The sequence below is a fragment of the Micromonospora sp. DH14 genome (assembly GCF_029809455.1).
Classification (GTDB): Bacteria; Actinomycetota; Actinomycetes; order Mycobacteriales; family Micromonosporaceae; genus Micromonospora; species Micromonospora parva.
Window position 1 is genome coordinate 1 of sequence record NZ_JARVKT010000017.1, and the last position, 23,211, is coordinate 23,211.

Annotated in this window: 21 protein-coding genes; 15 read left to right on the forward strand and 6 right to left on the reverse strand. The window is 70.6% G+C overall.

What is annotated here, in order from left to right; genetic code table 11:
- Positions 1-36 precede the first annotated feature (36 nt).
- Together QCZ28_RS21440 and QCZ28_RS21445 are read right to left on the reverse strand one after the other, a co-directional pair.
- The gene (locus tag QCZ28_RS21440; RefSeq protein ID WP_279518316.1) at positions 37-645 is read right to left on the reverse strand and encodes an endo-1,4-beta-xylanase; all 609 of its coding nucleotides are present in this window, start codon (positions 643-645) and stop codon (positions 37-39) included.
- A gap of 59 nt (positions 646-704) precedes the next feature.
- A complete protein-coding gene (locus QCZ28_RS21445) occupies positions 705-1,526 on the reverse strand; it encodes a PIG-L family deacetylase (protein ID WP_279518317.1) in 822 nt (273 codons plus the stop codon).
- 191 nt (positions 1,527-1,717) lie between these two features.
- On the opposite strand from QCZ28_RS21445, the gene QCZ28_RS21450 reads away from it, so the two are divergent.
- On the forward strand, positions 1,718-2,623 hold the full coding sequence (locus QCZ28_RS21450; RefSeq protein WP_279518318.1) for an alpha/beta hydrolase: 906 nt from the start codon (positions 1,718-1,720) through the stop codon (positions 2,621-2,623).
- A 4-nt stretch (positions 2,624-2,627) separates the two neighbouring features.
- On the opposite strand, the gene prfH is transcribed toward QCZ28_RS21450, so the two are convergent.
- Positions 2,628-3,257, reverse strand: a complete 630-nt coding sequence (gene prfH / locus QCZ28_RS21455) for a peptide chain release factor H (protein WP_279518319.1) — start codon at positions 3,255-3,257, stop codon at positions 2,628-2,630.
- On the reverse strand, positions 3,254-4,441 hold the full coding sequence (locus tag QCZ28_RS21460; protein ID WP_279518320.1) for an RNA ligase RtcB family protein: 1,188 nt from the start codon (positions 4,439-4,441) through the stop codon (positions 3,254-3,256). The genes prfH and QCZ28_RS21460 overlap by 4 nt, the downstream gene beginning before the upstream one ends.
- Before the next feature lie 171 nt (positions 4,442-4,612).
- On the opposite strand from QCZ28_RS21460, the gene QCZ28_RS21465 reads away from it, so the two are divergent.
- Positions 4,613-5,143, forward strand: a complete 531-nt coding sequence (locus QCZ28_RS21465) for an adenylate kinase (protein ID WP_279518321.1) — start codon at positions 4,613-4,615, stop codon at positions 5,141-5,143.
- On the opposite strand, the gene QCZ28_RS21470 is transcribed toward QCZ28_RS21465, so the two are convergent.
- The gene (locus QCZ28_RS21470) at positions 5,087-5,770 is read right to left on the reverse strand and encodes a class I SAM-dependent methyltransferase (RefSeq protein WP_279518322.1); all 684 of its coding nucleotides are present in this window, start codon (positions 5,768-5,770) and stop codon (positions 5,087-5,089) included. The two genes, QCZ28_RS21465 and QCZ28_RS21470, sit on opposite strands and share 57 nt — an antisense overlap.
- 118 nt (positions 5,771-5,888) lie before the next feature.
- Here QCZ28_RS21470 and QCZ28_RS21475 point away from each other — a divergent pair, with 118 nt between their 5' ends.
- Positions 5,889-6,644, forward strand: coding sequence for an SDR family oxidoreductase (locus QCZ28_RS21475; RefSeq protein WP_279518323.1), 756 nt, complete (start codon positions 5,889-5,891; stop codon positions 6,642-6,644).
- A 9-nt stretch (positions 6,645-6,653) separates the two neighbouring features.
- Here QCZ28_RS21475 and QCZ28_RS21480 read toward each other — a convergent pair whose 3' ends face one another.
- Positions 6,654-8,882, reverse strand: a complete 2,229-nt coding sequence (locus tag QCZ28_RS21480) for a hypothetical protein (RefSeq protein ID WP_279518324.1) — start codon at positions 8,880-8,882, stop codon at positions 6,654-6,656.
- Between the two features lie 218 nt (positions 8,883-9,100).
- Between QCZ28_RS21480 and QCZ28_RS21485 the strand changes: the two genes are divergently transcribed.
- The 12 genes from QCZ28_RS21485 (at position 9,101) to araA (ending at position 23,015) form a co-directional block, all read left to right on the forward strand.
- On the forward strand, positions 9,101-10,246 hold the full coding sequence (locus tag QCZ28_RS21485; RefSeq protein ID WP_279518325.1) for an FUSC family protein: 1,146 nt from the start codon (positions 9,101-9,103) through the stop codon (positions 10,244-10,246).
- 91 nt (positions 10,247-10,337) lie between these two features.
- On the forward strand, positions 10,338-10,862 hold the full coding sequence (locus QCZ28_RS21490; RefSeq protein WP_279518326.1) for a hypothetical protein: 525 nt from the start codon (positions 10,338-10,340) through the stop codon (positions 10,860-10,862).
- Between the two features lie 71 nt (positions 10,863-10,933).
- A complete protein-coding gene (locus QCZ28_RS21495) occupies positions 10,934-11,776 on the forward strand; it encodes a DUF4097 family beta strand repeat-containing protein (RefSeq protein WP_279518327.1) in 843 nt (280 codons plus the stop codon).
- Between the two features lie 33 nt (positions 11,777-11,809).
- Complete coding sequence (locus tag QCZ28_RS21500) at positions 11,810-12,787, forward strand: ATP-binding cassette domain-containing protein (RefSeq protein ID WP_279518328.1); 978 nt, start codon at positions 11,810-11,812, stop codon at positions 12,785-12,787.
- Entirely contained in the window at positions 12,784-13,572 is a 789-nt protein-coding gene (locus tag QCZ28_RS21505) for an ABC transporter permease (protein ID WP_279518329.1), read from the forward strand. The genes QCZ28_RS21500 and QCZ28_RS21505 overlap by 4 nt, the downstream gene beginning before the upstream one ends.
- Before the next feature lie 630 nt (positions 13,573-14,202).
- A complete protein-coding gene (gene araB / locus QCZ28_RS21510) occupies positions 14,203-15,885 on the forward strand; it encodes a ribulokinase (protein ID WP_279518330.1) in 1,683 nt (560 codons plus the stop codon).
- A complete protein-coding gene (locus tag QCZ28_RS21515; protein WP_279518331.1) occupies positions 15,882-16,574 on the forward strand; it encodes an L-ribulose-5-phosphate 4-epimerase in 693 nt (230 codons plus the stop codon). The genes araB and QCZ28_RS21515 overlap by 4 nt, the downstream gene beginning before the upstream one ends.
- Before the next feature lie 134 nt (positions 16,575-16,708).
- Positions 16,709-17,704, forward strand: coding sequence for an ABC transporter substrate-binding protein (locus QCZ28_RS21520; protein WP_279518411.1), 996 nt, complete (start codon positions 16,709-16,711; stop codon positions 17,702-17,704).
- A 187-nt stretch (positions 17,705-17,891) separates the two neighbouring features.
- On the forward strand, positions 17,892-19,433 hold the full coding sequence (locus QCZ28_RS21525) for a sugar ABC transporter ATP-binding protein (RefSeq protein WP_279518332.1): 1,542 nt from the start codon (positions 17,892-17,894) through the stop codon (positions 19,431-19,433).
- On the forward strand, positions 19,430-20,500 hold the full coding sequence (locus QCZ28_RS21530; RefSeq protein ID WP_279518333.1) for an ABC transporter permease: 1,071 nt from the start codon (positions 19,430-19,432) through the stop codon (positions 20,498-20,500). The genes QCZ28_RS21525 and QCZ28_RS21530 overlap by 4 nt, the downstream gene beginning before the upstream one ends.
- The gene (gene yjfF / locus QCZ28_RS21535; RefSeq protein ID WP_030333976.1) at positions 20,497-21,486 is read left to right on the forward strand and encodes a galactofuranose ABC transporter, permease protein YjfF; all 990 of its coding nucleotides are present in this window, start codon (positions 20,497-20,499) and stop codon (positions 21,484-21,486) included. Before QCZ28_RS21530 ends, yjfF begins: the two co-directional genes overlap by 4 nt.
- 26 nt (positions 21,487-21,512) lie before the next feature.
- A complete protein-coding gene (gene araA / locus QCZ28_RS21540) occupies positions 21,513-23,015 on the forward strand; it encodes an L-arabinose isomerase (protein ID WP_279518334.1) in 1,503 nt (500 codons plus the stop codon).
- Positions 23,016-23,211: the final 196 nt, after the last annotated feature.

A 23,211-nucleotide genomic window follows, 5' to 3' on the forward strand; every position in this document is an offset into this window, starting at 1 on the left:
GCACAGACCCACACGGCCCGCTCGGCGAGATGCGTGTCAGCGGCGCGGTTTGGGGGCGACGCGGGGCAGGACGTACGGCGGCCCAGCGAAGATCAGGTCGGACTTCAACTCGTGGTAGGCCCGCTTGGGCTGGTAGTTCTCGTCGTAGATGGTGGCCAGGCCCTCCGGCGGGTCGCTGAACCAGCCGGGCACCCACGAGTGGTTGTCACTGAAACCCCAGACCGTGTACGACAGGCAGCTCCGCACGGCGAGGCACGCCTTCATCAGCACGCTGAAGTTGGCGGCCGACGCCTGGAGCCGCGGGTTGATCTCCTCCGAGTTGCCCGCCTGGACGCCTGCCGTCAGTTGACTGCGGACGTCGACCTCGGTGAACGCCGTCGCGACACCGAGCCCGCTGAACTTCTTCAGCGCCGCTGTCACCTGGAGGGTGTCGAAGTTGCCGTACTGGGTGCCCAGGTGGCCCTGGGCGCCGACGCCGTCGATCGGGACACCCTGAGCGCGCAGGCTCTTGGTCATGTCGTACACGAACTGGGTCTTGTCGTCGGCGTCAACGGTGAAAACTTCCGGAAATTCATCACATGACCTGCGCAACCCCGGGCAGCCAGGGGTCGAAACTTCCGGGATCAGCTTCCGGCCCCGGCGCACGCCGCTGGCATCGTCGACGCGGTGGTCGACGATGCCCCGGTGCCGCCGGGTAGGACCGGTCAGCGCAGGCCGGCGAAGAGGTCGTCCTCGGGGATCGGCGCGCCGGTCCGGTCCCGGACCCGCAGGAAGGTCTCCACGCCCATCAGCTCGGTGAACCGCTCCTGACCGAGTTGCAGGAAGAAGATGTTCTCGGTCTGACTGGCGTGCGTGGCCAGCGCGTTGAACTTCTGCGCGCCGAACTTGCTCGTGTCGACCCAGGTGGTGATCTCGTCGTCGGGGAGGCCGAGCTGCGGCTGCGACGCGTCCGGCTCGGCCCAGTCGACGCCGAGCTCCTTCATGATCCGACCGAACTCCGCGAACGCCGTACGCGGCACCGTGGTCCAGTAGACCTTCGCCGGGACGTCCGTCTGCTCGACGGCGGCCATGGTGATCCGATGCGCCTGGATGTGGTCCGGGTGGCCGTAGAAACCGTTCTCGTCGTACGTGACGATCACGTCCGGCTGGTACTGCCGGATCAGCTCCGCGAGCCGGGTCGCCGCCTCCGCCACCGGGGTCGTCCAGAACGCGCCGGGCTGGTCGTTGGTCGGCCAGCCCATCATCCCGGAGTCGGCGTAGCCGAGGGTCTCCAGGTGGGTGACGTTCAGCGCCGCGCAGCTGGCCTCCAGCTCGGCCTGACGCATCGCCACCACGGCGGCCGGATCGTGTCCCTCCTCGCCCGGCTTGACCCCGCCCGGGCCGTCCCCACATCGCCCGTCGGTGCAGGTCACCAGCACGGTCGTGACCCCCTCGGCGGCATAGCGGGCGAGGACGCCGCCGGTGCTCGTCGCCTCGTCGTCGGGGTGGGCGTGCACCGCCATCAGGGTCAGAGGTCGCTCAGCCATGCCAACACCCTACGTTTCCGCGGCCACCACCCCACGACCTCCACCGGCAACGACGGCGGGGAGCGGGCATCCTACCCAGTTCGGCATCCGCGCAGCGGTCCTTGTGTGAACGGTGATCACGCCCCGGGCGGGTCGCTAGATTCGGCCGTGATCAGCCCAACCGCGCAGGTCCGGACGTGGGGAGAGAGCCGATGGCAAGGGCCGCTGGCGGGTTCACCGACCTGCGACAGGTCGAGGCCGGACTCCTGAACGTGGGGTACGTGGACGCCGGACCGCCCGACGGGGACGCGGTGATCCTCCTGCACGGCTGGCCCTACGACATCCACAGCTTCGTCGACGTCGTACCGTTGCTCACCGCTGCCGGTCACCGGGTCGTCGTCCCGTACCTGCGGGGTTACGGCACGACCCGGTTCCTCTCCGACGACACCACGCGCAACGGCGAACCGGCGGCGATGGGGCTCGACGTCATCGCCCTGATGGACGCCCTGAGGATCGACACCGCGAAGCTGGCCGGCTTCGACTGGGGCGCGCGGACCGCCGATGTCGTGGCCGCGCTGTGGCCCGAACGCTGCCGAGGGCTGGTCTCGGTCAGCGGTTACCTGATCGCCAGCCAGGAATCCGGTAAGGCGCCGCTGCCGCCGAAGGCGGAGCTGGCGTGGTGGTACCAGTACTACTTCGCCACCGAGCGCGGGCGGGAAGGTTACGACAAGAACCGGCGCGCCTTCAACAAGCTGATCTGGCACACCGCGTCCCCCCGGTGGACGTTCGACGACGCGACCTACGACCGCAGCGCAGCGGCGTTCGACAACCCCGACCACGTCGACATCGTGATTCACAACTACCGGTGGCGGATGGCCCTCGCCGACGGCGAGAGACAGTACGACGAGATCGAGCAGCGCCTCGCCGGGCAACCGAAGATCAGCGTGCCCAGCATCTCCATGGAAGGCGACGCCAACGGTGCGCCCCACGTCGAGCCCACCGTCTACGCGAAGCAGTTCACCGGGCCGTACGAGCACCGGACCGTCGGCGGCGGCGTCGGGCACAACCTGCCGCAGGAGGCGCCGCAGGCCTTCGCGGACGCGGTGCTGGAGGTCTGAGTCGCTAGCCTCCCGGCCGCCGGGACGTCGGACGTTCCACCCGCACCGGGTCGCCGCGGACCAGCCCGTCGTGGATGCGCCACCGGGCGGTGGTGACGGCCCGCCGGGCCGCCTCGTCGCCCTGCTCGACGCGCTGGCGCAGCAGCTCCACCGCGATCCGGCGGTTGAGACTGAACTGCCGCTCCTCGTCCACCACGACCACGATGCCCGAGGGGCGGTGCGTCGCGCGTACCGCGGTGCTGGCCTTGTTCCGGTGCTGACCACCCGGCCCGCCGGTGCGGCAGGGGACGACGTCGACGTCCGCCTCGCGGAACGTCGTGGGTCGGGCGTCGCGTTCGGGTGGCTGGGCGGTGACGTACCAGTTCTTCCGGCCGCTGCCCGACCGGTACGGGCTGGGGGCCTGCCAGCACAGCGTCCCGGTCCACGACGCCGCGAACGCCTCGGCGTCGGCGCCGGAGATCCGGATCAGCACCGACCGGTAGGTGCCGGCGCGGTCACCGGACACCGCGCGCACCTGCTGGATCGTCAGACCCCGGCGGGTGCCCTCGCCGCGCAGGCGGTGCAGCAGCTGACCCAGTGCCCAGGCGCACTCCTGCGGCCCCCGGCCGGCCGACAGCAGCAGGAACACGTTCACGACCGCCCCCGCCTGCCGCGGTGTCCCCGCCGGTCCGCTCGGGCGGCGGACCCGGGATCGGGCGTCTTGTAGGTGACCAGTGGCGTCGTGGCGAGCACCGGCGTGGCCAGGCGGTGCTCGACCAGGTCGGCGATCACCTGCTCGATGCGCTTGTACGCGGTGGGCGCCTCCTCGAAGAGCAGCTGCCGGTCACCGCACACCACCAGCGACCCGACCGGGGTACGCCGCAGCTCCTCGACGGTGTGCTTGGCCCGGCCCCGCCGCAGGGCGTCGGCGCGCGACATCTTGCGGCCGGCGCCATGGGCCACGGAATGGTTGGCGTCCGGCCCGGCGTGCGCGGCCACCAGGTAGGACGCCGTGCCCCGGGTGCCGGCGATCAGGACGTCGCGCCCGTCACCCGGCGCCGCGCCCTTGCGGTGCAGGTAGACCCCGTCCCGAACCTCGACCAGGTTGTGGCACTGGTCGACGATCGGCGCGGTGGGCTCGGCCCCCAGCGCGTGCGCCACCCGGGCGGCCAGCACCCGGCGGTTGAGCGATCCCCAGCGCACCGCGTCGTCGTGGCTGCGCAGGTAGGCGGCGGGGTCGACAGCCGGCCCGGCACCGTGGACCTCCGTGTGCGCGCGCAGGATCCGCTCGCCCAGGCCACGGGAACCGCTGTGCACGATGAGCACGAGGTCGCTCGCGTCGAGCCCGAGCCGGCCGGCGTGCCGCCCGTCGAGGATGGTGTCGACCCGGGCCAGCTCCACGAAGTGATTGCCCCGGCCGACCGTCCCGAGCCCGTCCAGGTGACCGGCCGGAACGTCACCGTCAACGGCGGCCCAGGCCGGGTCGTCGGCGTCGCGTACCGGGTCGAGCGCCTGGTCGAGGTCGGGGAACCGGGCGGCGAGCCGTTCCGGTACGGCCCGTTTGAGGTTGATCGGAAACACGGCGATGCCGCAGCCGATGTCGGAGCCCACCAGGAACGGGTACAGCACTGTCGACGCCATGGCCGCGCCGATCGGCGCGCCCTTGCCGGGATGCAGGTCCGGCATCGCGGCGACGTGCCGCATGCCGTCCAGGGCGGCGACCTGTCGACACTGGGCGATCGCCGCGGACTCGATCCAGCTCGTCGGTGAGGCGAACACCGTGACGGTGGCCGGGGCGGACGGGGGCAGGTGCTCCCGAGGGAGGTGGTGCTGGGACAAGGAGGCTCACTTCTCGCTTGCGAACGTGGGAACGGACGGCGTCACGGCCCCGGGAGGCGTCACCGGTGGCGCGGAGCAGGGGATGGTGTCCGTCAGTACGTCATGGCCGCCACTGTGGCCCAGGCGGGTCGGGCCGACAACTGATTTTCCTTCACGACGTACGCTGCCGCGATGAGCGCACCGCGTCGCGTCCTGGTCTACGGGGTGTACGGCTCCGGCAAGTCCACCCTCGCGGCGCGGCTGGCCGACCACCTCGGACTGCCCTGGTATCCGGTGGACGATCTGCTCTGGCAACCGGGCTGGGTCGAGGTGCCGGTCGATGAGCAGCGCAGACGGATCAAGGAGATCTGTCGACGGGACCGCTGGATCATCGACGGGGCGTACCACGGGTGGCGGGACGTCCCGCTGGCCCGCGCCGATCTGGTCGTCGGCCTGGACTATCCGCGGTGGTGCTCGTTCGGGCGGTTGCTCCGCCGCACCGTGCACCGGGTGGTGACGGGCGAGGTGATCTGCAACGGCAACCGCGAGTCGCTGGGCAGCGTGCTGTCCCGGGATTCGATCCTGCTGTGGCACGTCACCGCGTTCGGCCGGGCCCGACGGCGGATGCGGGCCTGGCAGGCCGACCCGTCCGCGCCGCCGGTGGTGTTACTGCGCTCCCCGGCGGAGCTGGACGTCTGGCTGGCCGGGCTGCCCCACCGGTGAGACCGCCCGGCCGAGGACGCAGGGGGAGGACGGGCTGTTGCTGGTGGCCGGGAACCGGAACCGGCGCAGCTCCGCCACCTCGAAGCCGGCCGCCGCGATGGCGGCGACGGTGTCCCGGGCGGGGTGGCAGCCGCCGAACAGCGTCGGCCACAGTGTGGCTTCGGCGAACCGTTGGGTGCGGCGCAGACGGCTGCCCTCCTCGGCGGCCACGTGCTCGAAGAACCGCACCTGGCCCTCGGGGCGCAGCACCCGGCTGATCTCGGCCAACGCGCTCGCCTGATCGGGCACCGTGCACAGCACCAACGCGACCACGGCCGCGTCGAACTCGCCGTCCGCGGCGGGCAGCGCCTGGGCCAGACCGTCGACGACGGTCACCGGAACCGGCGCGTCCGCGGCGGCGCGCTCGGCGGCGGCCCGCAGCCGCCGCTCCGGCTCGACAGCGAGGACCTGGGTGACAGCCGGCGGGTAGTGGGCGAACATCAGCCCGTTGCCCGCACCGATCTCGATCACCCGGCCGGACAGGCCGGCGACCAGCTCCCGCCGGAACGCCGCCGTGCCGGCGCGGTCCATGGCGACGCTGAGTCGCTCGTACACCCGGGCGAACACGGGGTGGGACACCGTGGCCACGTCGACCTCCTGATCTCCGTCGAAGTGTTCTCCGGCGATTGTCCTGCATCCGCGCACGCTTTCCGTCTTACTGGTTGGCGGGCACGATTTCACCCAGCGTAGACAGGACGGTTCGACCATGAAGATCGTCGTCATCGGCGGCAGCGGCCTGATCGGTTCCAAGCTCGTGGCCCGCCTCGACGAGCAGGGCCACGAGACGGTGGCGGCATCGCCGAAGACCGGCGTGAACACCCTGACCGGCGAGGGGGTGGACGATGCGCTCACCGGCGCCGAGGTCGTCGTGGACGTGTCGAACTCGCCGTCGTTCGAGGACAAGGCCGTGCTGGAGTTCTTCGAGACGTCCACCCGCACACTCCTCGCCGCCGCGTCGGACGCCGGGGTGCGGCACTACGTGGCGCTCTCCATCGTGGGGTGCGACCGGATCCCCGACAGCGGGTACATGCGCGCGAAGGTCGCCCAGGAGAAGCTCATCGTCGCGTCCGGAATCCCGTACTCGATCGTGCACGCCACCCAGTTCTTCGAGTTCCTCCAGGGGATCATCGACGCCGCCACGGACGGCGACACCGTGCACCTCGCGCCGGTGCTCATTCAGCCGATGGCGGCCGACGACGTCGCGGCCGCGGCGGCCGAGGTAGCGCTCGGCGCTCCGACGAATTCCGTGGTCGAGGTCGCCGGCCCGGAGCCGTTCCGCCTCGACGAGTTGGGCCGGTCCCTCCTCGCGGACCAGCAGGACCCTCGTTCGGTGGTGGCCGACCCCGACGCCCGGTACTTCGGCGCCAAGCTGGGCGAACGCTCGCTCGTCCCCGCCGACGGCGCCCGCCTCGCCGGTACCGGCCTGGACGACTGGCGTACGCGGGCGAGCCGCGGGCGGTGAGCCGGCCCGCTACCTCGGCGGCCCGGGCGGGTCGCCCCGCCGTTCGAGGCGCTGCGCCAACTCCCGTACCACCGAGGTGAACGGCTCGTTGGACTCGTCCGGCCAGTGTCCGTGGATGGGTGGGGCGACGCTCTCGCCGGGGGGTGCCACCAGGCCGTGGGGATCACGCTGTCGGCGATCCACTCCGGTTGCCGGGTCCCCGGTGCTGACCGACGCGGGTGACCGGCTCTTGGAGAAGATCCAGCCGCCGATGGGGTCGGTGTCGCGCCACAGGTTCACCCAGCGCCACCCCACCTTGCGGCCGATCTCGCGCAGTGCCACGTCGTCCAGGTAGGCGGGGAAGGGCCGTGTGCAGAAACGGCGCAGCGGTGATCCGTGGGTGAGCAGGGCGACCCGGCCGCAGATCTGCGGCGGCAGTTGAAGCACCGCGGCGGCGAGCAGAATCGAGCCGTGGCTGTGTCCGGTCAGCACCACCGCGTGGCCGCGCTCGACCAGGTAGGTGATCCGGCGGGTCAGCTCCGGCACGGCCCGCCTGGAGTAGCAGGGCGGCGCGAACGGGTGTGCGGCCCGGGGCCAGAACGTGCCGAGGTCCCAGAGGACACCGATGTAGCGGCGGTACGGCTCGGTCCGGTACGCGAAGATGGCGCCGATGATCAGGCCGAGGAGTACTGCCGCGATCACCCAGCTGCTGAGCGCGATGATGAACGTGGTCGCCTCCGCCGGCAACCCGATGTTTCGCTCGATGACGTCGCCCGGTTGTTGCCCGAGCAGGCCGACCGTGGTGGTGGCCGTGCCGAGTCCGGCGAGGCAGCTGTAGACCACGGCCAACGGCACCAGCTTCTCGGTGAAGCGAGCCCGGGCTATCGCGTCTCGGACCTGCCTCAGTCGGGGCTCGGCCTCGGCCGGCGGGTTCGGGAAGTCGCGCGCGAGGATCGCCGCCGCAGCCCGGCGTCGACTCCGGCGGGAGATCAGGATGACGAGGCCGGCGACGATCGTGGTGATCAGCACCGCGCGGAAGAAGCCGTAGATGGCCCAGGTGAAGGCCCGGGGCGGGCCGGCGGTGATGCCCTCGGTGGTCGCCACACCGCGATCCAGGTAGTCCGCCACCCGGCAGACCAGCTCCGCGGAGTACGCCACCGCCATGCTGATCCCGGTGGCGGCGACAACGAGAGCACCGAGCCCGAACAGCGGGGTGGTGCCGCGCTCCCGGCGCCGGTGCCAGAGCAGCGCCACGCCCAGGGCGGCCAACAGTGTGGTCTGCGCCGCGAACACACCGACCAGGGCCGGGTCGTAACCGGGCAGCCCATGCTGCTGCGGCCACGGCTGCGTACGGGTCGGCAGGTGCGCCACGACGACCACGGTCAGGACGATGGCGGCGTTCCGGAGGATGCGGGTGATCCCATCGAGCCGCTGGTCGGCGGGGTACCGGTCCAGCAGCTGCGGTGTGCAGAGCAGCCCCACGCAGACCGTGAGGATCACCGCCGTGATCGCCGTCAGCGCGACGCTGACGCCCGACGCGTGGCTCGTGCCCTGGGCCAGGAGCAGGACGAGGGCCAGCGTCGCGAATGCCGCCGCGACGTGGATGGCGCGCAAGCGGCCCACCAACGGCTCGGCGTCCCACTGGCCGACGGCGTCGAGCCGGGACGCGGAACTGCTGTGATCGGGTGCGCGAAACGCCTTGAAGGCTCGCCCCGGACGACTGCTGACCCGCCAGATCGCGCCGATCGCGGCGGCCGGGACCAGCGCGAGCACCGCCAGCCGCAGCCCGATCGTCCGCCCACCCAACCAGGACAACCAGCTGCGTCCGGCGAGGCAGTCCGGTGAGGCCAGGCATTTCCATCCGACGAGATCCAGGGCGACGCCGGCGACGGTGAGCACGTACAGCACGGTGAGCGTGAGCCCCAGCACCCGGCACAGTGACTTGACCGTCGCCTCGGACCCGGGGCTCGCCGGGCGCATCCAGATCGCGACGTTGACCAGCATGAAGGGGAGCATGAAGACCACCGCCAGGGTGCGGGCCACGGTGCCGGAGGGCAGGTCGCCCCAGCGGTACGCCTCCAACGTCACCCCGGGCGTGTCGGTGTCGGAACACGGGGGGCGCGGCCGGTAGAACCCGCCACTGCGGTCACCGGCGACCTGCCTGGTCTGCTGCAGGCCCAGCACCTGCGCGGGGCTCGCGCCGGAGACCCCGTGCACCCGTAGCTCCACGACGCCACCGGAGCGGTCCGGCCCGTTCAACCGCGCTGATCCATCCGACGTCCCCCCGAGGCGTTCGCCGCGCTTGTCCCGACACCCCGCCTCGACGGCACGCGCCAGGGCCGGCGGCCGAGCGGGTCTACCCGAACCGGACCCGCTCAATCTCGGCCGTCCGGGGTGCTGCCACCCGACCGGCGCGCTGTGGTCGACCGGCCCGTGCGTGCGAGGGTTGATCCGGTCCTGGCGGGGTAGGTGCCGCCATGGTCGCTGCCGGTCGGCGCGGAGCGGACGCGGGCCCGTCGACAGCGCGGCGCTGGGACCGCCTGCTGGCCGCCGGGCACGGCCGGGTCCGTCGGGTACGCGCCATCGGCGGCCTCGCCCTGCAGGCCGGCCTGGCAGCGGCGCTGTCCTGGTTGGTGGCGCACTCGCTGCTGCACGTGTCGCAGCCGGTCTTCGCGCCGATCTCCGCCGTCTCGACGCTCGCCGCGTCCGTCGGCCAGCGGTTGCGTCGCACCATCGAGCTGATCATCGGTGTGACCGTCGGGGTGCTGATCGGCGACCTGCTGCTCCTGGTGATCGGCACCGGGTGGTGGCAGCTCGCCCTGATCGTGGTGCTGGCGATCGTCGTCGCGCTCTTCCTCGCCGGCAGCGCGGCGGTGGTGATCCAGGCCGGGGCGACGGCGGTGCTCATCGCCACGCTCAGCCCAACCGTGCGGGACCTGGAGATCCCGCGGTTCGTGGACGCGTTGGTCGGGGGAGGGGTGGCGCTGCTGGTCACCGCCGTGTTGCTGCCGTTGAACCCGCTACGGGTGCTCAACCGGGCCGCCCGGCCGGCGTTCGATCTCCTGATGACCCAGCTCGACGCCACCGCCGGGGCGCTGGCCGAGCGGGACGCCGCCCAGGCCCGTGCCGCCCGGGGTGAGCTGCGGCAGAGCGCGGGCCGGTTGAAGGCGTTCGTCGAGGCGACCCAGGGCGCCCGGGAGGCGAGCACCCTGTCGCCGGTGTACTGGCACCAGCGGCGCGGACCGGTGAGCCGGTACGCGCAGGCGGCGGAGCTGATCGACCGGGCGACGCGGAACAGCGGCACCCTGATCCGACGGTCGGTGACGCTCATCGAGGACGGCGAGCCGGTGCCGGAGTCGTTGCCGAGGGCGGTGGCCGAGCTGGCCGAGAGCGTCCGCCTGCTCAAGGGGCAGTTCGCCGCCGGCGCGGAGCCGAATCGGTCGCGGGAGCAGGCGCTGCGGGCGGTCGGGACGGCCGGGGACGCCTATCGGGACGGTGTGGGCTTCTCCGGTGCGGTGGTGGTGGCGCAGGTCCGGACCACTGTCAGTGACCTGCTGGTCGCCACCGGCCTGACCCAGGAGGACGCGAATCACCTGGTCCGGAGGGCTTTCGGCGATCTCTGAGGGTCAGGCGGCACCCACTGGTGCCAATCGTTGGCGCATATCTGAGCCATCGCTGTTGCTGGCTGAGCCAAAGTGGTGCCATCATGGTGCCATGGAGCTGAGGTCGTACGTCGAGAACCTGCGTAACGAGTTCGCCGTGGCGGCGGAGGGTGTGGACCCGGAGGCCCGGGTGCTGGCCGAACGGCTCTTCACGCAGTTGGAGGCGGCCACCCGTCTCACGCTGCTCGAAGCGCTCTCCGACGCGGCTGACGAGATCACTCGTGACCTCGCGCCGGGCTCGGTGCACGTCCGGTTGCGCGGGCGCGAGCCCGACTTCGTGGTGACCCCGGCCAGCCCGCCGGGCGAGGTGGCGAGCGAGGCCAGCGGCCCGCCACCGCTGGCGGTGCCGGTGTCCGCGCCCGACGGTGACGAGGGCGGCACCTCGCGGATCAACCTCCGGCTGCCCGACCACCTGAAGGCCAGCGTCGAGGAGGCTGCTGGGCGCGCCGGGCTCTCGGTCAACGCCTGGCTGGTGCGCGCCGTCGCCGGCGCCGTCGGGGCGGGCGACCCGGAACGTCGTCCGCCGCGCCGGGTGGAGCCGACCTCCGGCCAGCGCTTCACCGGCTGGGCCCGTTAACTTCCCGCACCCCCTTCCGTCGCGCCGCTGACCAGCGGCAACCTTCGCCGACCACCTTCCGGGAGACCACCATGCCTGTTTTCGAGACGCCAGAACCGATTTCCGTCCAGATCGAGCTGCCGATCGGCGACGCCTGGATCGCCGCGAGCGACCGCACCGACACGGTGGTGACCGTGCGCCCCCGCGACCCGTCGAGCAAGGCCGACGTGAGCGCCGCCGACCAGAGCACCGTCGAGTTCGCCGCCGGGCAACTGGTGATCCGGGTCCCCAAGAGCTGGCGTCGCTACGGGTTCGGCCCCGGGCCGTCGGTCGACGTCCTGGTCGAGGTGCCGACCGGGTCGCGGGTGCACGCCGAGGCGTCGTGGGCGGCGTTCCGCTGCGAGGGCCGGCTCGGCGAATGCCGGATCAAGACCGGCAGCGGCATCCGGCTCGACGAGACCGGGCCGTTGGAGATCGACAGCAGCCACGGCGAGGTCGCGGTCGAGCGCGTCCTCGGACCCGCCCGGGTGAAGGCCTCGTCCGGCAAGGTGCGCATCGGCGCTGTCGACGGCACCGCCGAGATCAAGAATTCGTCCGGCGACTGCTGGATCGGCCGCAGCGGCGGCGACGTCCGGATCAACACGGCCTACGGCGACATCACCGTGGACGCGTCGCTGGCCTCGGTGACGGCGCGTACCGCCTACGGCAACCTTCGGCTGGGTGAGGTCGCCCGCGGCGCGATCGACGTGCAGACCTCCTACGGCGCCATCGAGGTCGGCATCCGTCGCGGGACCGCCGCGTGGCTCGACGTCAGCTCCAAGCACGGCCGCGTGCACAACGCGCTGGAGTCGACCGGCAGCCCGGCGCAGACCGACGAGACGGTCGAGGTCCGGGCGAACACCTCCTACGGCGACATCATGATCCGCCGCGCCTGACCCCCACCGCGCCCGATCCCGAATGAGGAGACCATGACCAGCTCCATGAACCCCGCGATCGTCGCCACCGACCTGCGCAAGTCCTACGGCGACAAGGTCGTCCTGGACGGCGTCGACCTGATGATCACCGAGGGCACGATCTTCGCGTTGCTCGGTCCGAACGGGGCCGGCAAGACCACCACCGTGCAGATCCTCTCCACCCTGATCAGGGCCGACGGCGGCGATGCGCGCATCTTCGGCCACGATCTGACCCGGGAGCCCGACGCGGTACGCGCGCTGATCGGCGTCACCGGCCAGTTCTCCGCCGTCGACAACCTGCTCACCGCCCGGGAGAACCTGACCCTGATGGCCGACCTGTGCCACCTGGGCAGGGCCGCCGGACGGCGTCGGATCGCCGACCTGCTCGACCAGTTCGACCTGACCGAGGCGGCGGCCAAGCCGGTGTCGACGTACTCCGGTGGCATGCGCCGGCGGCTCGACCTGGCGATGACCCTGGTCGGCGAGCCCCGCGTCATCTTCCTCGACGAGCCGACCACCGGCCTCGACCCGCGCAGCCGCCGGGCCATGTGGCACATCATCCGGGCGCTCGTCGCCGAGGGCGTCACCATCCTGCTCACCACGCAGTACCTGGAGGAGGCCGACCAGCTCGCCGACCGGGTGGCGTTCCTCGACCACGGCCGTCTGATCGCCGAGGGCACACCACGCGAGCTCAAGCGGCTCATACCCGGCGGTCACATCGTGTTGCAGTTCGCCGACCAGGAAGGGCTCGACTCGGCGGCCCGGACGTTGCGGGCCGCCACCCGGGACGACGCGGCGCTCACCCTCCAGGTGCCCAGTGACGGTGGGGTCGGGTCACTGCGATCCCTGCTCGACCAGCTCGACAGCGCCTCGATCAGCGTGGCCGGGCTCTCCGTGCACACCCCCGACCTCGACGACGTCTTCCTCACCCTCACCGGTCAGCCGGACACCCGGGTCGGCCGGACCCATCACGAAAGGGCTTCCGCGCGATGAGCACCCTCTCCCTCGCCGTCCGCGACTCGAGCACCATGCTGCGGCGCAACCTCCTGCACATGCGGCGGTACCCGTCGATGACGTTCCTGCTCATCGGCATCCCGATCATCATCCTGCTGCTCTTCGTCTACGTCTTCGGCGGCACGCTCGGCGCCGGCCTCGGCCCGTCCGGCGACCGCTCCCAGTACGCCAACTACGTCACCCCCGGGATCCTGCTCATCACGGTGGTCAGCGCCGCGCAGGGCACCGCCATCTCGGTCGCGATGGACATGACCGAGGGGATCATCGCCCGGTTCCGGACGATGTCGATCTTCCGACCGTCGGTCCTGACGGGTCACGTGCTGGGCAGCCTGGTCCAGACCATGCTCAGCCTCGCGGCCGTCACCGTCGTGGCGCTGCTGGTCGGGTTCCGGCCCACCGCCAATCCGGTCGAGTGGCTCGCCGCCATCGGCGTCCTCGCCATGGTCACCTTTGCGCTCACCTGGTTGTCGGTCGCCCTCGGTCTGGTCAGTGACAGCGTCGAGACGGCCAGCAACCTGCCCATGCCGCTGATCCTTCTGCCGTTCCTCGGAAGCGGGTTCGTCCCCACCGACTCCATGCCGGCCGCCGTGCGGTGGTTCGCGGACTACCAGCCCTTCACGCCCGTCATGGAGACCCTTCGCGGCCTGCTCCTGGGCACCGGGATCGGGAACAACGCCACCATCGCCGTCGTCTGGTGCGCCGTCATCACCGTGGCCTGCTTCCTCTGGGCCAAGGCGCTCTACAACCGCAACCGGACGAGCTGACCCGACCGGCGCGCGGTCTCGTCATCAGCACGCGGAACCGGCGGCTCGGCCCCAGGGGGTCGGGCCGCCGGCTCGTGGTGCCGCGAGGCCTGCGGGTGCGGCGGCGCGCGCACCTGAGCGGGCTGTGGACCTTGTGTCCCGCCACGGTCCGACCCGGGCGGCGAAGACGCCTCAAGACGTTGAATGTTATCGATAACACGGCCGCGTCGGCCGGTTGCGCGCGGCGCGGGCCGCCCGTGCGGAGCGCTCACCCATGAGCCCGCATGGTCATTGCCGGCAGTGGCGCGGATCCGAGCGGGGGAACGCGTGGGCCCGATGATGTTATCGCTGCCATTGCCACCGAAAGTTTAGGTGGTCGCTATCGGACGGTCGTCCCGCAGTGTCCGGCGCGCCGTACCCGTCGCCCCGCCCGTCGACGGCCATCCGGTGGGTATCCGTCCCGCGCCGAGGCCCCGTTCGGCACCTGGTCGGCGCACTTGCCGTCGGAATGGTGCGCTTTGCACCGGTCCGCTATCAACCCTCCCGAGTCGGTCCGCCTTCCGCGTTCCGTTACGGAGCTGTTGCGGCTAGATGTCTTGACGAGGCTGGATGTGAGCGTTAACACTATCCCCGTTAACGGTGGAGGTGAACATGAACCGTGTGGACGGAGCTGACGACCGCTATGTCGTCGGTGTCGATTACGGCACCCTGTCCGGGCGAGCTCTGGTGGTCCGTGTCGGCGATGGTGCCGAACTGGGGACCGCGGTGCACGAATATGGCGATGGCGTGATCAGCACGGCGCTGCCGGGAGGTCGAGCGCTACCCCCGGACTGGGCCCTGCAGAACCCGCAGGACTACCGCGACGTGCTGCGGTACGCCGTCCCGGCGGCGGTGTCCGCCGCGGGGGTGGACCCGGCGGCGGTGGTCGGCATCGGCATCGACTTCACCGCCTGCACCGTGCTGCCGACGCTCGCCGACGGCACTCCGCTGTGCGAGACGCCCGAGCTGCGCGACCGACCGCACGCCTGGGTCAAGCTGTGGAAGCACCACGCCGCGCAGCCGCACGCCGACCGGATCAACGCGCTGGCCCACGAGCGGGCCGAGCCGTGGATCGGCCGGTACGGCGGCAAGATCTCCGCCGAGTGGCAGTACGCCAAGGGCCTGCAGCTCCTGGAGGAGGACCCGGAGGTCTACGACCGGGCCGAGCGATTCATCGAGGCGGCCGACTGGATCGTCTGGCAGCTCTGCGGCACCGAGACCCGCAATGTCTGCACGGCCGGATACAAGGGCATCCTGCAGGACGGTCAATATCCCGCCAAGGACTTCCTGACCGCGCTCAACCCCAACTTCGGTGACTTCGTGGCCAAGTTGGACGGCCCGTTGCTGCCCCTCGGTGCCCGCGCCGGCTCGCTCACCGCCCAGGCCGCCGCATGGACCGGTCTGCCGGAGGGGATCGCGGTGGCCGTCGGCAACGTCGACGCGCACGTCACCGCGGCGTCCGCGCAGGCGGTGCAGCCCGGTCGGCTGGTCGCCATCATGGGCACCTCGACCTGCCACGTGGTCAACGGCGCGGAGGTCGCCGAGGTGGCCGGCATGTGTGGTGTCGTGGACGGCGGCATCAGCCCCGGCGCGTGGGGTTACGAGGCCGGGCAGAGCGGTGTCGGCGACATCTTCGGCTGGTTCGTCGAGCACGCCGCCCCGGCCGGCACCGACTCGCACGAGCGCCTCACCGAGCTGGCCGCGAGTCAGCCCGTCGGCGCGCACGGCCTGATCGCGCTGGACTGGTGGAACGGCAACCGGTCCCTGCTGGTCAACCACGACCTCAGCGGCATGATCGTCGGGATGACCCTGGCCACCCGGCCACAGGACATCTACCGGGCCCTGCTGGAGTCCACCGCGTACGGCACCCGGATGATCATCGAGGCGTTCGTCGACGCCGGAGTCCCGGTGAACGACCTGGTGATCGCCGGTGGTCTGACCAACAACGCGCTGCTGATGCAGATCTACGCCGACGTGACCAGGCGTCCGCTGAACATCATCGCCTCGTCGCAGGGGCCGGCACTGGGCTCGGCGATCCACGCCGCGGTCGCCGCCGGTGAGTTCCCCTCGATCCACGAGGCGTCGCAGGCGATGGGTCGGGTGCACGAGGCCGTCTACCGCCCGGACCCCGAGCGGGCCCGCGCCTACGACGCCCTCTACGCCGAGTACCGGGCGCTGCACGACCACTTCGGTCGTGGCGGCAACGACGTCATGCTCCGCCTGCGGGCGATCCGCAACGCGGCGGTCGAGACCGCCGCCACCCCGCACGAGACCCCGCTGGAGGTGGTGGCGTGAACGCCGAGGTGACCCGACAGATCGCCGAGCTGCGCGAGACCGTCGCCCGCCTGCACGCCGAGCTGACCCGGTACAACCTGGTCGCCTGGACGTCCGGCAACGTCTCCGCGCGGGTTCCCGGCCAGGACCTGATGGTGATCAAGCCGAGTGGGGTGAGCTACGACGACCTCACCGCGTCCACGATGGTGGTGTGCGACCTCGACGGCGTTCTCGTCGAGGGCGACTTCGCCCCGTCCAGCGACACCGCCGCCCACGCCTACGTCTACCGGGCCATGCCCGAGGTCGGCGGTGTCGTCCACACGCACAGCTCGTACGCGACCGCCTGGGCGGCGTGTGGCGAGCCGATTCCCTGCCACCTCACCGCGCAGGCCGACGAGTTCGGCGGGGAGATCCCGATCGGTCCGTTCGCGCTGATCGGCGGTGACGACATCGGCAAGGGCATCGTGGCCACGCTCGCCGGGCACCGTTCGCCGGCGGTGCTGATGCGCAACCACGGCGTGTTCACCATCGGCCGCGACGCCCGCGCGGCGGTCAAGGCGGCGGTGATGTGTGAGGACGTGGCCCGGACCGCGCACCTGGCCCACACCCTCGGGCGGCCGGTCCCGATGGCACAGGCCGACATCGACTCACTCTACGACCGCTACCAGAACGTCTACGGCCAACAACCAGTCGCACCGGCGGGTTCCTGACCCTCACCGAACCCCGGGACCCGTCGGTCTGCACCACGCGCACCAGCACGCACCACCCGCGTACGCCGCTCTTTCGCACCTCGGCGGTCGGCGCGGTCACCCACCACATCCACCAAGGAGATTCGATGGGAAAGATGCGAACGCAGTCCGCTCCGTGGCGTGCTGCCGCGGTCCTCGCCAGCGTGCTGCTGGTCGGCGGCGTGGCGGCCTGCGGTAACAGCGACACCGGCGGCGGCGGGTCCAAGGACGACGGCAAGATCACGATGGGCTTCTCCCAGGTCGGTGCGGAGAGCGGGTGGCGTACCGCGAACACCACCTCGATCAAGGAGTCCGCCGCCGCCGCGGGGATCGAGCTGAAGTTCGACGACGCTCAGCAGAAGCAGGAAAACCAGATCAAGGCGATCCGCAACTACATCCAGCAGAAGGTCGACGTGATCGCCTTCTCGCCGGTGGTGGAGTCCGGATGGGACACCGTGCTCAAGGAGGCCAAGGACGCCGACATCCCGGTCATCCTGACCGACCGCTCGGTGGACTCGGCGGACAAGTCGTTGTACAAGACCTTCCTCGGCTCGGACTTCGTCAAGGAGGGCCGGCTCGCCGGTGAGTGGCTGGTCGAGCAGAAGAAGAGCGCGTCGGGCCCGGTGAACATCGTCGAGCTGCAGGGCAACACCGGCGCGGCGCCGGCGAACGACCGCAAGAAGGGCTTCGGTGAGGCGATCGCCGCCAACCCGAACCTGAAGATCATCGCCTCGCAGCCGGGTGACTTCACCCGGGCCGGCGGCAAGCAGGTCATGGAGCAGTTCCTCAAGGCGTACCCGAAGATCGACGTGCTGTTCGCGCACAACGACGACATGGGTCTGGGCGCGCTCGAGGCGATCACCGCGGCCGGCAAGACGCCCGGCAAGGACATCACCATCATCACGGTCGACGCCGTCAAGGATGGCATGCAGGCTCTCGCCGACGGGAAGTTCAACTTCATCGCGGAGTGCAGCCCGCTGCTCGGCCCGCAGCTGATGGACCTGGCCAAGAAGGTCCACGCGGGCCAGGAGGTGCCGGCTCGGATCGAGACCGAGGAGACCACCTTCACCCAGGAGCAGGCGAAGGAAGCTCTGCCCAACCGTAAGTACTGATCGACGACGGGGCCGCCGCGCTCGCGTGGCGGCCCCGCCGCGTCGCCTCCCTACCCGAAACGGACCGGGCTTGGCCCGCGACGACCTCCTTACCACGCCCGCCCGAGCGACCCCAGAGGCGACCGGGCGGGCGTCGCGGGGGCGTGGCGGCCCTTCCGTGTCGACAACCCAGAAGAGGTCTGATGGGATGACGGATAGCCGTCCGGTCCTGACGATGACCGGGATCAGCAAGTCCTTCCCCGGGGTGCGCGCACTCCACGACGTCAACTTCCGGCTCTTCCCCGGCGAGGTGCACGCCCTGATGGGCGAGAACGGCGCCGGCAAGTCGACCCTCATCAAGGTGCTCACCGGTGTCTACGACACCGACGAGGGCGCGATCACCCTCCACGACGAGCCCGTGTCGTTCACCGGGCCGATGCAGGCGACCGCCGCCGGTGTGAGCACCGTTTTCCAGGAGGTCAACCTCTGCACCAACCTCTCGGTGGCGGAGAACATCTTCATCGGCCGTGAGCCTCGCCTTTTCGGCGCCGTCCGCTGGGGCGAGGTTCGCCGCCGCGCCCGAGCCCTGCTGGCCCGCCTCGACCTCGACCTCGACGTCAGCGCGCCGCTCGGCTCGTACTCCCTGGCGATCCAGCAGATGGTCGCCATCGCCCGCGCGATCGACATCAAGGCCCGGGTGCTGATCCTGGACGAGCCGACGTCCAGCCTCGACGCCGACGAGGTGGCGCAGCTGTTCCGGATCATGCGGCAGCTGCGCGACGAGGGCATCGCCATCCTGTTCGTGACCCACTTCCTCGACCAGGTCTACGAGATCGCCGACCGGATCACCGTGCTGCGCAACGGCGGGCTGGTCGGCGAGTACCTCACCACCGAGCTGCCCCAGCTCTCCCTGGTCGAGAAGATGATCGGCAAGGAGCTCGACGTCCTGGAGGGCATCGAGGAGCACTCCCGGCGGGACCTGGCCACCCTGGAGGAGGGCACCCCCCTGGTGGCGGTGTCGAACTTCGGTCGGGCGGGCGCTGTCGAGCCGTTCAGCCTCACCATCCACGCCGGCGAGGTGGTGGGCCTGGCCGGCCTGCTGGGCTCGGGGCGTACCGAGGTCGCGCGGTTGTTGTTCGGGGCCGACCGGAGCGACGGGGGTCAGGTAGCTGTCGACGGCACGGCGAGCAGCCTGCGCACCCCCGCCCAGGCGATCGACCACGGCGTGGGCTTCTGCTCGGAGAACCGCCGAGCGGAGGGGATCGTCGCCGACCTGTCGGTGCGCGAGAACATGATCCTCGCCATGCAGGCGTCGCGCGGCTGGCTGCGGCCCATTCCGCGTCGTCGCCAGGACGAGCTGGTCGACAAGTACGTCAAGGCCCTCAACATCCGGCCCGCCGACCCGGAGGTTCCGGTCCGCAACCTCTCCGGCGGCAACCAGCAGAAGGTGCTCCTGGCGCGGTGGCTGATCACCGAGCCCCGGCTGCTGATCCTCGACGAGCCGACGCGGGGCATCGACATCGGCGCGAAGACCGAGATCCAGAAGCTCGTGACGCAGCTGTCCGACGGCGGCATGGCGGTGCTGTTCATCTCCGCCGAGCTGGAGGAGGTGCTGCGCCTGAGCCACAAGGTGGCCGTGATGCGGGACCGGCAGATGGTCGCGCAGCTCGCCAACGACGAGAGCCTCGACGCCGACCGCGTCATGCAGACCATCGCCAGCGGATCCCACCGGGAGGAGGCAGACCGATGAACGACACCATGAGCCGCTATCGGACGATGACCGGACACCGGCTGTTCTGGCCCGCCGCCGTGCTGTTCGTCATGCTCGCCGCGAACACGATCTACCGGCCCGGGTTCCTGTCCATCGAGCTCAAGGACGGGCACCTGTACGGGACGCCGATCGACATCCTGCGGCTGAGCGCACCGCTGATCCTCGTCGCGCTGGGCATGACCCTGGTCATCTCGACCGGCGGCATCGACCTGTCGGTCGGCTCGCTCTGCGCGATCAGCGGCGCGATCGCCTGCATGTACATCAGCAAGCAGCCCGACCAGAGCAGCATTGCCGTGGTGGCGACCGCCCTCGCGATGGCGATGGGGGTCTCGCTCGTGCTCGGCGCCTGGAACGGCGTGCTGGTGGCCGTGATCGGCATCCAACCGATCATCGCCACCCTGATCCTGATGGTCGCCGGCCGGGGCCTCGCCCAGTTGATCACCGAGGGTCAGATCATCACCATCAACTCCGAGCCGTACCGGGCGATCGGCCTGGGCCACGCGTTGACCCTGCCGCTGGCCATCTTCATCGCTCTCGCCGCGGCACTGCTCGTCGCCGCGTTCACCCGTCGCACCGCGCTCGGCATGATCATCGAGTCGGTGGGCGGCAACTCGGTGGCCAGCCGGCTGGCCGGCATCCGGTCCGGCCGGGTCATCTTCCTCGCGTACGTGATCAGCGCCGCGTGTGCCGCGGTCGCCGGTTTCATGATGACCGCCAACGTCTCCAGCGCCGACGGCAACGCCGCCGGCCTCTGGGTCGAGCTGGACGCGATCCTCGCTGTCGTCATCGGCGGCACCTCCCTCGCAGGTGGCCGGTTCTTCCTCAGCGGCACCATCATCGGCGCGCTGATCATCCAGACCCTGACCACCACCGTGTACGCGATGGACATCTCGCCGCAGACGTCGCTGCTGTTCAAGGCGGTCGTCGTCATCGCCGTCTGCCTCATCCAGGCGCCGGCCTTCCGGGCCCGGTTCACCCGCCGCAGGCGCAACGCCCCGCCGCCCGCCCCCGTCGCCGACAAGCCGAAGGAGCAGGTGCCGGCATGACCACTGGAACGCTTACCGCCGGTCGTAACCGGTTCCGGCTGCCGAGGAAGCAGATACCGGTGCTGGCGACGCTCGCCCTGCTGCTGGTGATGTACGGCATCGGTGTCTCGCAGTACACGGCGTTCTCCAACGTCCAGGTCATCTTCAACGTGTTCATCGACAACGGCTTCCTGCTCGTCGTCGCGGTGGGCATGACCTTCGTGATCCTCACCGGTGGCATCGACCTGTCGGTCGGTTCGGTCGTCGCCATGACGGCGATGGTGTCGGCCGCGCTGCTGCAGGACGGCATGCCGGCGGCGCTGGTGCTCGTCATCGCGCTGCTCATCGGCCCGACGCTCGGTCTGCTGATGGGCTGCGTCATCCACTTCTTCGAGATCCAGCCGTTCATCGTCACGCTCGCCGGGATGTTCTTCGCCCGGGGCATGTGCACGTTCATCTCCGGCGCGTCGATCCCGATCACCGACGGTTTCTGGACGGCGATGTCGCAGGAGCGGATCGGGAACCCCCGCGGCAACTTCGTGTCGATCAGCGTGCTGATCGCCTTCGTGGTGGTCGCCATCGCCGCGTACGTGCTGGCCTACACCCGGTTGGGGCGCAACGTGTACGCCATCGGCGGCAACCCGCAGTCGGCGCTGCTGATGGGCCTGCCGGTGGGGCGGACCCGGATCGCCGTCTACACGATCAGTGGTCTGTGCTCGGCCATCGGCGGGATCCTGCTGTCCTTCTACACCCTCTCCGGCGCGCCGCTGATCGCCGTGGGGATGGAACTGGACGTCATCGCCGCCGTCGTCATCGGTGGCACGGTGCTCACCGGCGGCGCGGGTTACGTCTTCGGCACGGTACTCGGCGTGCTGGTCCTGGGCGTGATCCAGACCCTCATCACCTTCGATGGGAGCCTCAACTCCTGGTGGACCAAGATCGTGATTGGCGGCCTGCTCTTCGCGTTCATCCTCCTACAGCGCCTCATCGGAATCCGTTACAAGTGACCGCCCCTCTCGCGGAAGGCAACCCCATGGCACCACACACCGAACCCGAGATCTGGTTCCTCACCGGCAGCCAAGGCATGTACGGCGAGGAGACGCTCCGCCAGGTGGCTGAGCAGTCCCGCCAGATCGCGGCAGCACTCGACGACTCACCGCAGATTCCCGCCCGCGTGGTCTGGAAGCCCGTCCTGACCAACAGCGGTGAGATCCTGCAGGTCTGCCGGGATGCCGCCGCCCAGGGTGCCGTCGGGGTGATCGCCTGGATGCACACGTTCTCGCCGGCCAAGATGTGGATCTCCGGTCTGGACGCGTTGCAGACACCGCTGCTGCACCTGCACACCCAGGCGAACGTTCTGCTGCCGTGGAACGACATCGACATGGATTTCATGAACCTGAACCAGGCCGCCCACGGCGACCGCGAGTTCGGGTACATCCAGACGCGCCTCGGTGTGGCGCGTAAGACGGTGGCCGGGCACGTCAGCGACCCTCGGGTGACCACCCGCATCGGGGCGTGGGCGCGGGCCGCGCTGGGGTGGTCGGCGATGCGGTCGCTGCGCCTGGCCCGCTTCGGTGACAACATGCGCGACGTCGCCGTGACCGAGGGCGACAAGGTCGAGGCCGAGCTGCGGTTCGGGGTCTCGGTCAACACCTACGGCGTCAACGACCTGGTCGAGGTGGTCGGCGAGGTCACCGACGCGCAGGTGGACGACCTGGTCAAGGAGTACCAGGACACCTACCGCATCGTCGGCGGGCTGCTGCCCGGCGGTGATCAGCACGACGCGTTGCGCTACGCCGCGCGCCTGGAGTTGGGAATGCGCGCCTTCCTGGACGCGGGCGGGTTCCGGGCCTTCACGACGAACTTCGAGGATCTCGGTGGGCTGCGTCAGCTGCCGGGCATCGCCGTGCAGCGGCTGATGGCGGACGGCTACGGCTTCGGCGGCGAGGGTGACTGGAAGACCTCGGTCCTGGTCCACACCCTCAAGGCGATGTCGGTGGGGGCGAGTGGCGGCACCTCGTTCATGGAGGACTACACCTACGACCTCACCCCGGGCAACGAGCTGGTGCTCGGCGCCCACATGCTGGAGGTCTGCCCGACCATCGCGTCGGACGTGCCCAACGTGGAGATCCACCCGCTGAGCATCGGTGGCCGGGAGGACCCGGTCCGGCTGGTGTTCGACGCCGCGCCCGGTCCGGCGGTGGTGCTCGGGTTGGCCGACATGGGGGAGCGGTTCCGGCTCGTGGCCAACGAGATCGACGTGGTGTCCCCGCCGCAGCCGCTGCGCCGGTTGCCGGTCGCCCGGGCGGTGTGGCGTCCGCGCCCCGACCTGCCGGTCTCGGCCGAGGCGTGGATCACCGCCGGCGCCCCGCACCACACGGTGCTGTCGCAGGCGGTGGGCGTGGAGGAGCTGCACGACCTGGCGGAGATGAGCCGCACCGAGCTCGTCGTCATCGACGCCGAGACGCAGCCGCGCCGCTTCGCCGACGAGATCCGCTGGAACCAGGCCTACTACCGGCTGGCCCGCGGCTTCTGATTCGCGCGCCCTGATCGCGCTCGACACGGGTGGTCCATCCCTGCCTGCGGCTGGGGTGGACCACCCGTTCGCGTGTGGTCCCGGCGTGCCGCGAGGCGGCCGTGTTACGGCTTGACTAACAGCATGTTATCGCTCACAGTCTATAGCCAAGATGGTCGATGTCATTGACTGTCCGGCCACGCGCTCGTTCCACCTC

Bases quoted from the DNA above. Each gene is read 5' to 3' on its own strand.
- araB (WP_279518330.1), top strand. From the start codon at position 14,203: ATGAACCGTGTGGACGGAGCTGACGACCGCTATGTCGTCGGTGTCGAT.
- QCZ28_RS21475 (WP_279518323.1), top strand. From the start codon at position 5,889: ATGAAGATCGTCGTCATCGGCGGCAGCGGCCTGATCGGTTCCAAGCTC.
- araA (WP_279518334.1), top strand. From the start codon at position 21,513: ATGGCACCACACACCGAACCCGAGATCTGGTTCCTCACCGGCAGCCAA.
- QCZ28_RS21485 (WP_279518325.1), top strand. From the start codon at position 9,101: ATGGTCGCTGCCGGTCGGCGCGGAGCGGACGCGGGCCCGTCGACAGCG.
- QCZ28_RS21490 (WP_279518326.1), top strand. From the start codon at position 10,338: ATGGAGCTGAGGTCGTACGTCGAGAACCTGCGTAACGAGTTCGCCGTG.
- QCZ28_RS21530 (WP_279518333.1), top strand. From the start codon at position 19,430: ATGAACGACACCATGAGCCGCTATCGGACGATGACCGGACACCGGCTG.
- QCZ28_RS21500 (WP_279518328.1), top strand. From the start codon at position 11,810: ATGACCAGCTCCATGAACCCCGCGATCGTCGCCACCGACCTGCGCAAG.
- QCZ28_RS21445 (WP_279518317.1), bottom strand. From the start codon at position 1,526: ATGGCTGAGCGACCTCTGACCCTGATGGCGGTGCACGCCCACCCCGAC.
- yjfF (WP_030333976.1), top strand. From the start codon at position 20,497: ATGACCACTGGAACGCTTACCGCCGGTCGTAACCGGTTCCGGCTGCCG.
- QCZ28_RS21520 (WP_279518411.1), top strand. From the start codon at position 16,709: ATGCGAACGCAGTCCGCTCCGTGGCGTGCTGCCGCGGTCCTCGCCAGC.
- QCZ28_RS21465 (WP_279518321.1), top strand. From the start codon at position 4,613: ATGAGCGCACCGCGTCGCGTCCTGGTCTACGGGGTGTACGGCTCCGGC.
- QCZ28_RS21525 (WP_279518332.1), top strand. From the start codon at position 17,892: ATGACGGATAGCCGTCCGGTCCTGACGATGACCGGGATCAGCAAGTCC.
- QCZ28_RS21505 (WP_279518329.1), top strand. From the start codon at position 12,784: ATGAGCACCCTCTCCCTCGCCGTCCGCGACTCGAGCACCATGCTGCGG.
- QCZ28_RS21450 (WP_279518318.1), top strand. From the start codon at position 1,718: ATGGCAAGGGCCGCTGGCGGGTTCACCGACCTGCGACAGGTCGAGGCC.
- QCZ28_RS21495 (WP_279518327.1), top strand. From the start codon at position 10,934: ATGCCTGTTTTCGAGACGCCAGAACCGATTTCCGTCCAGATCGAGCTG.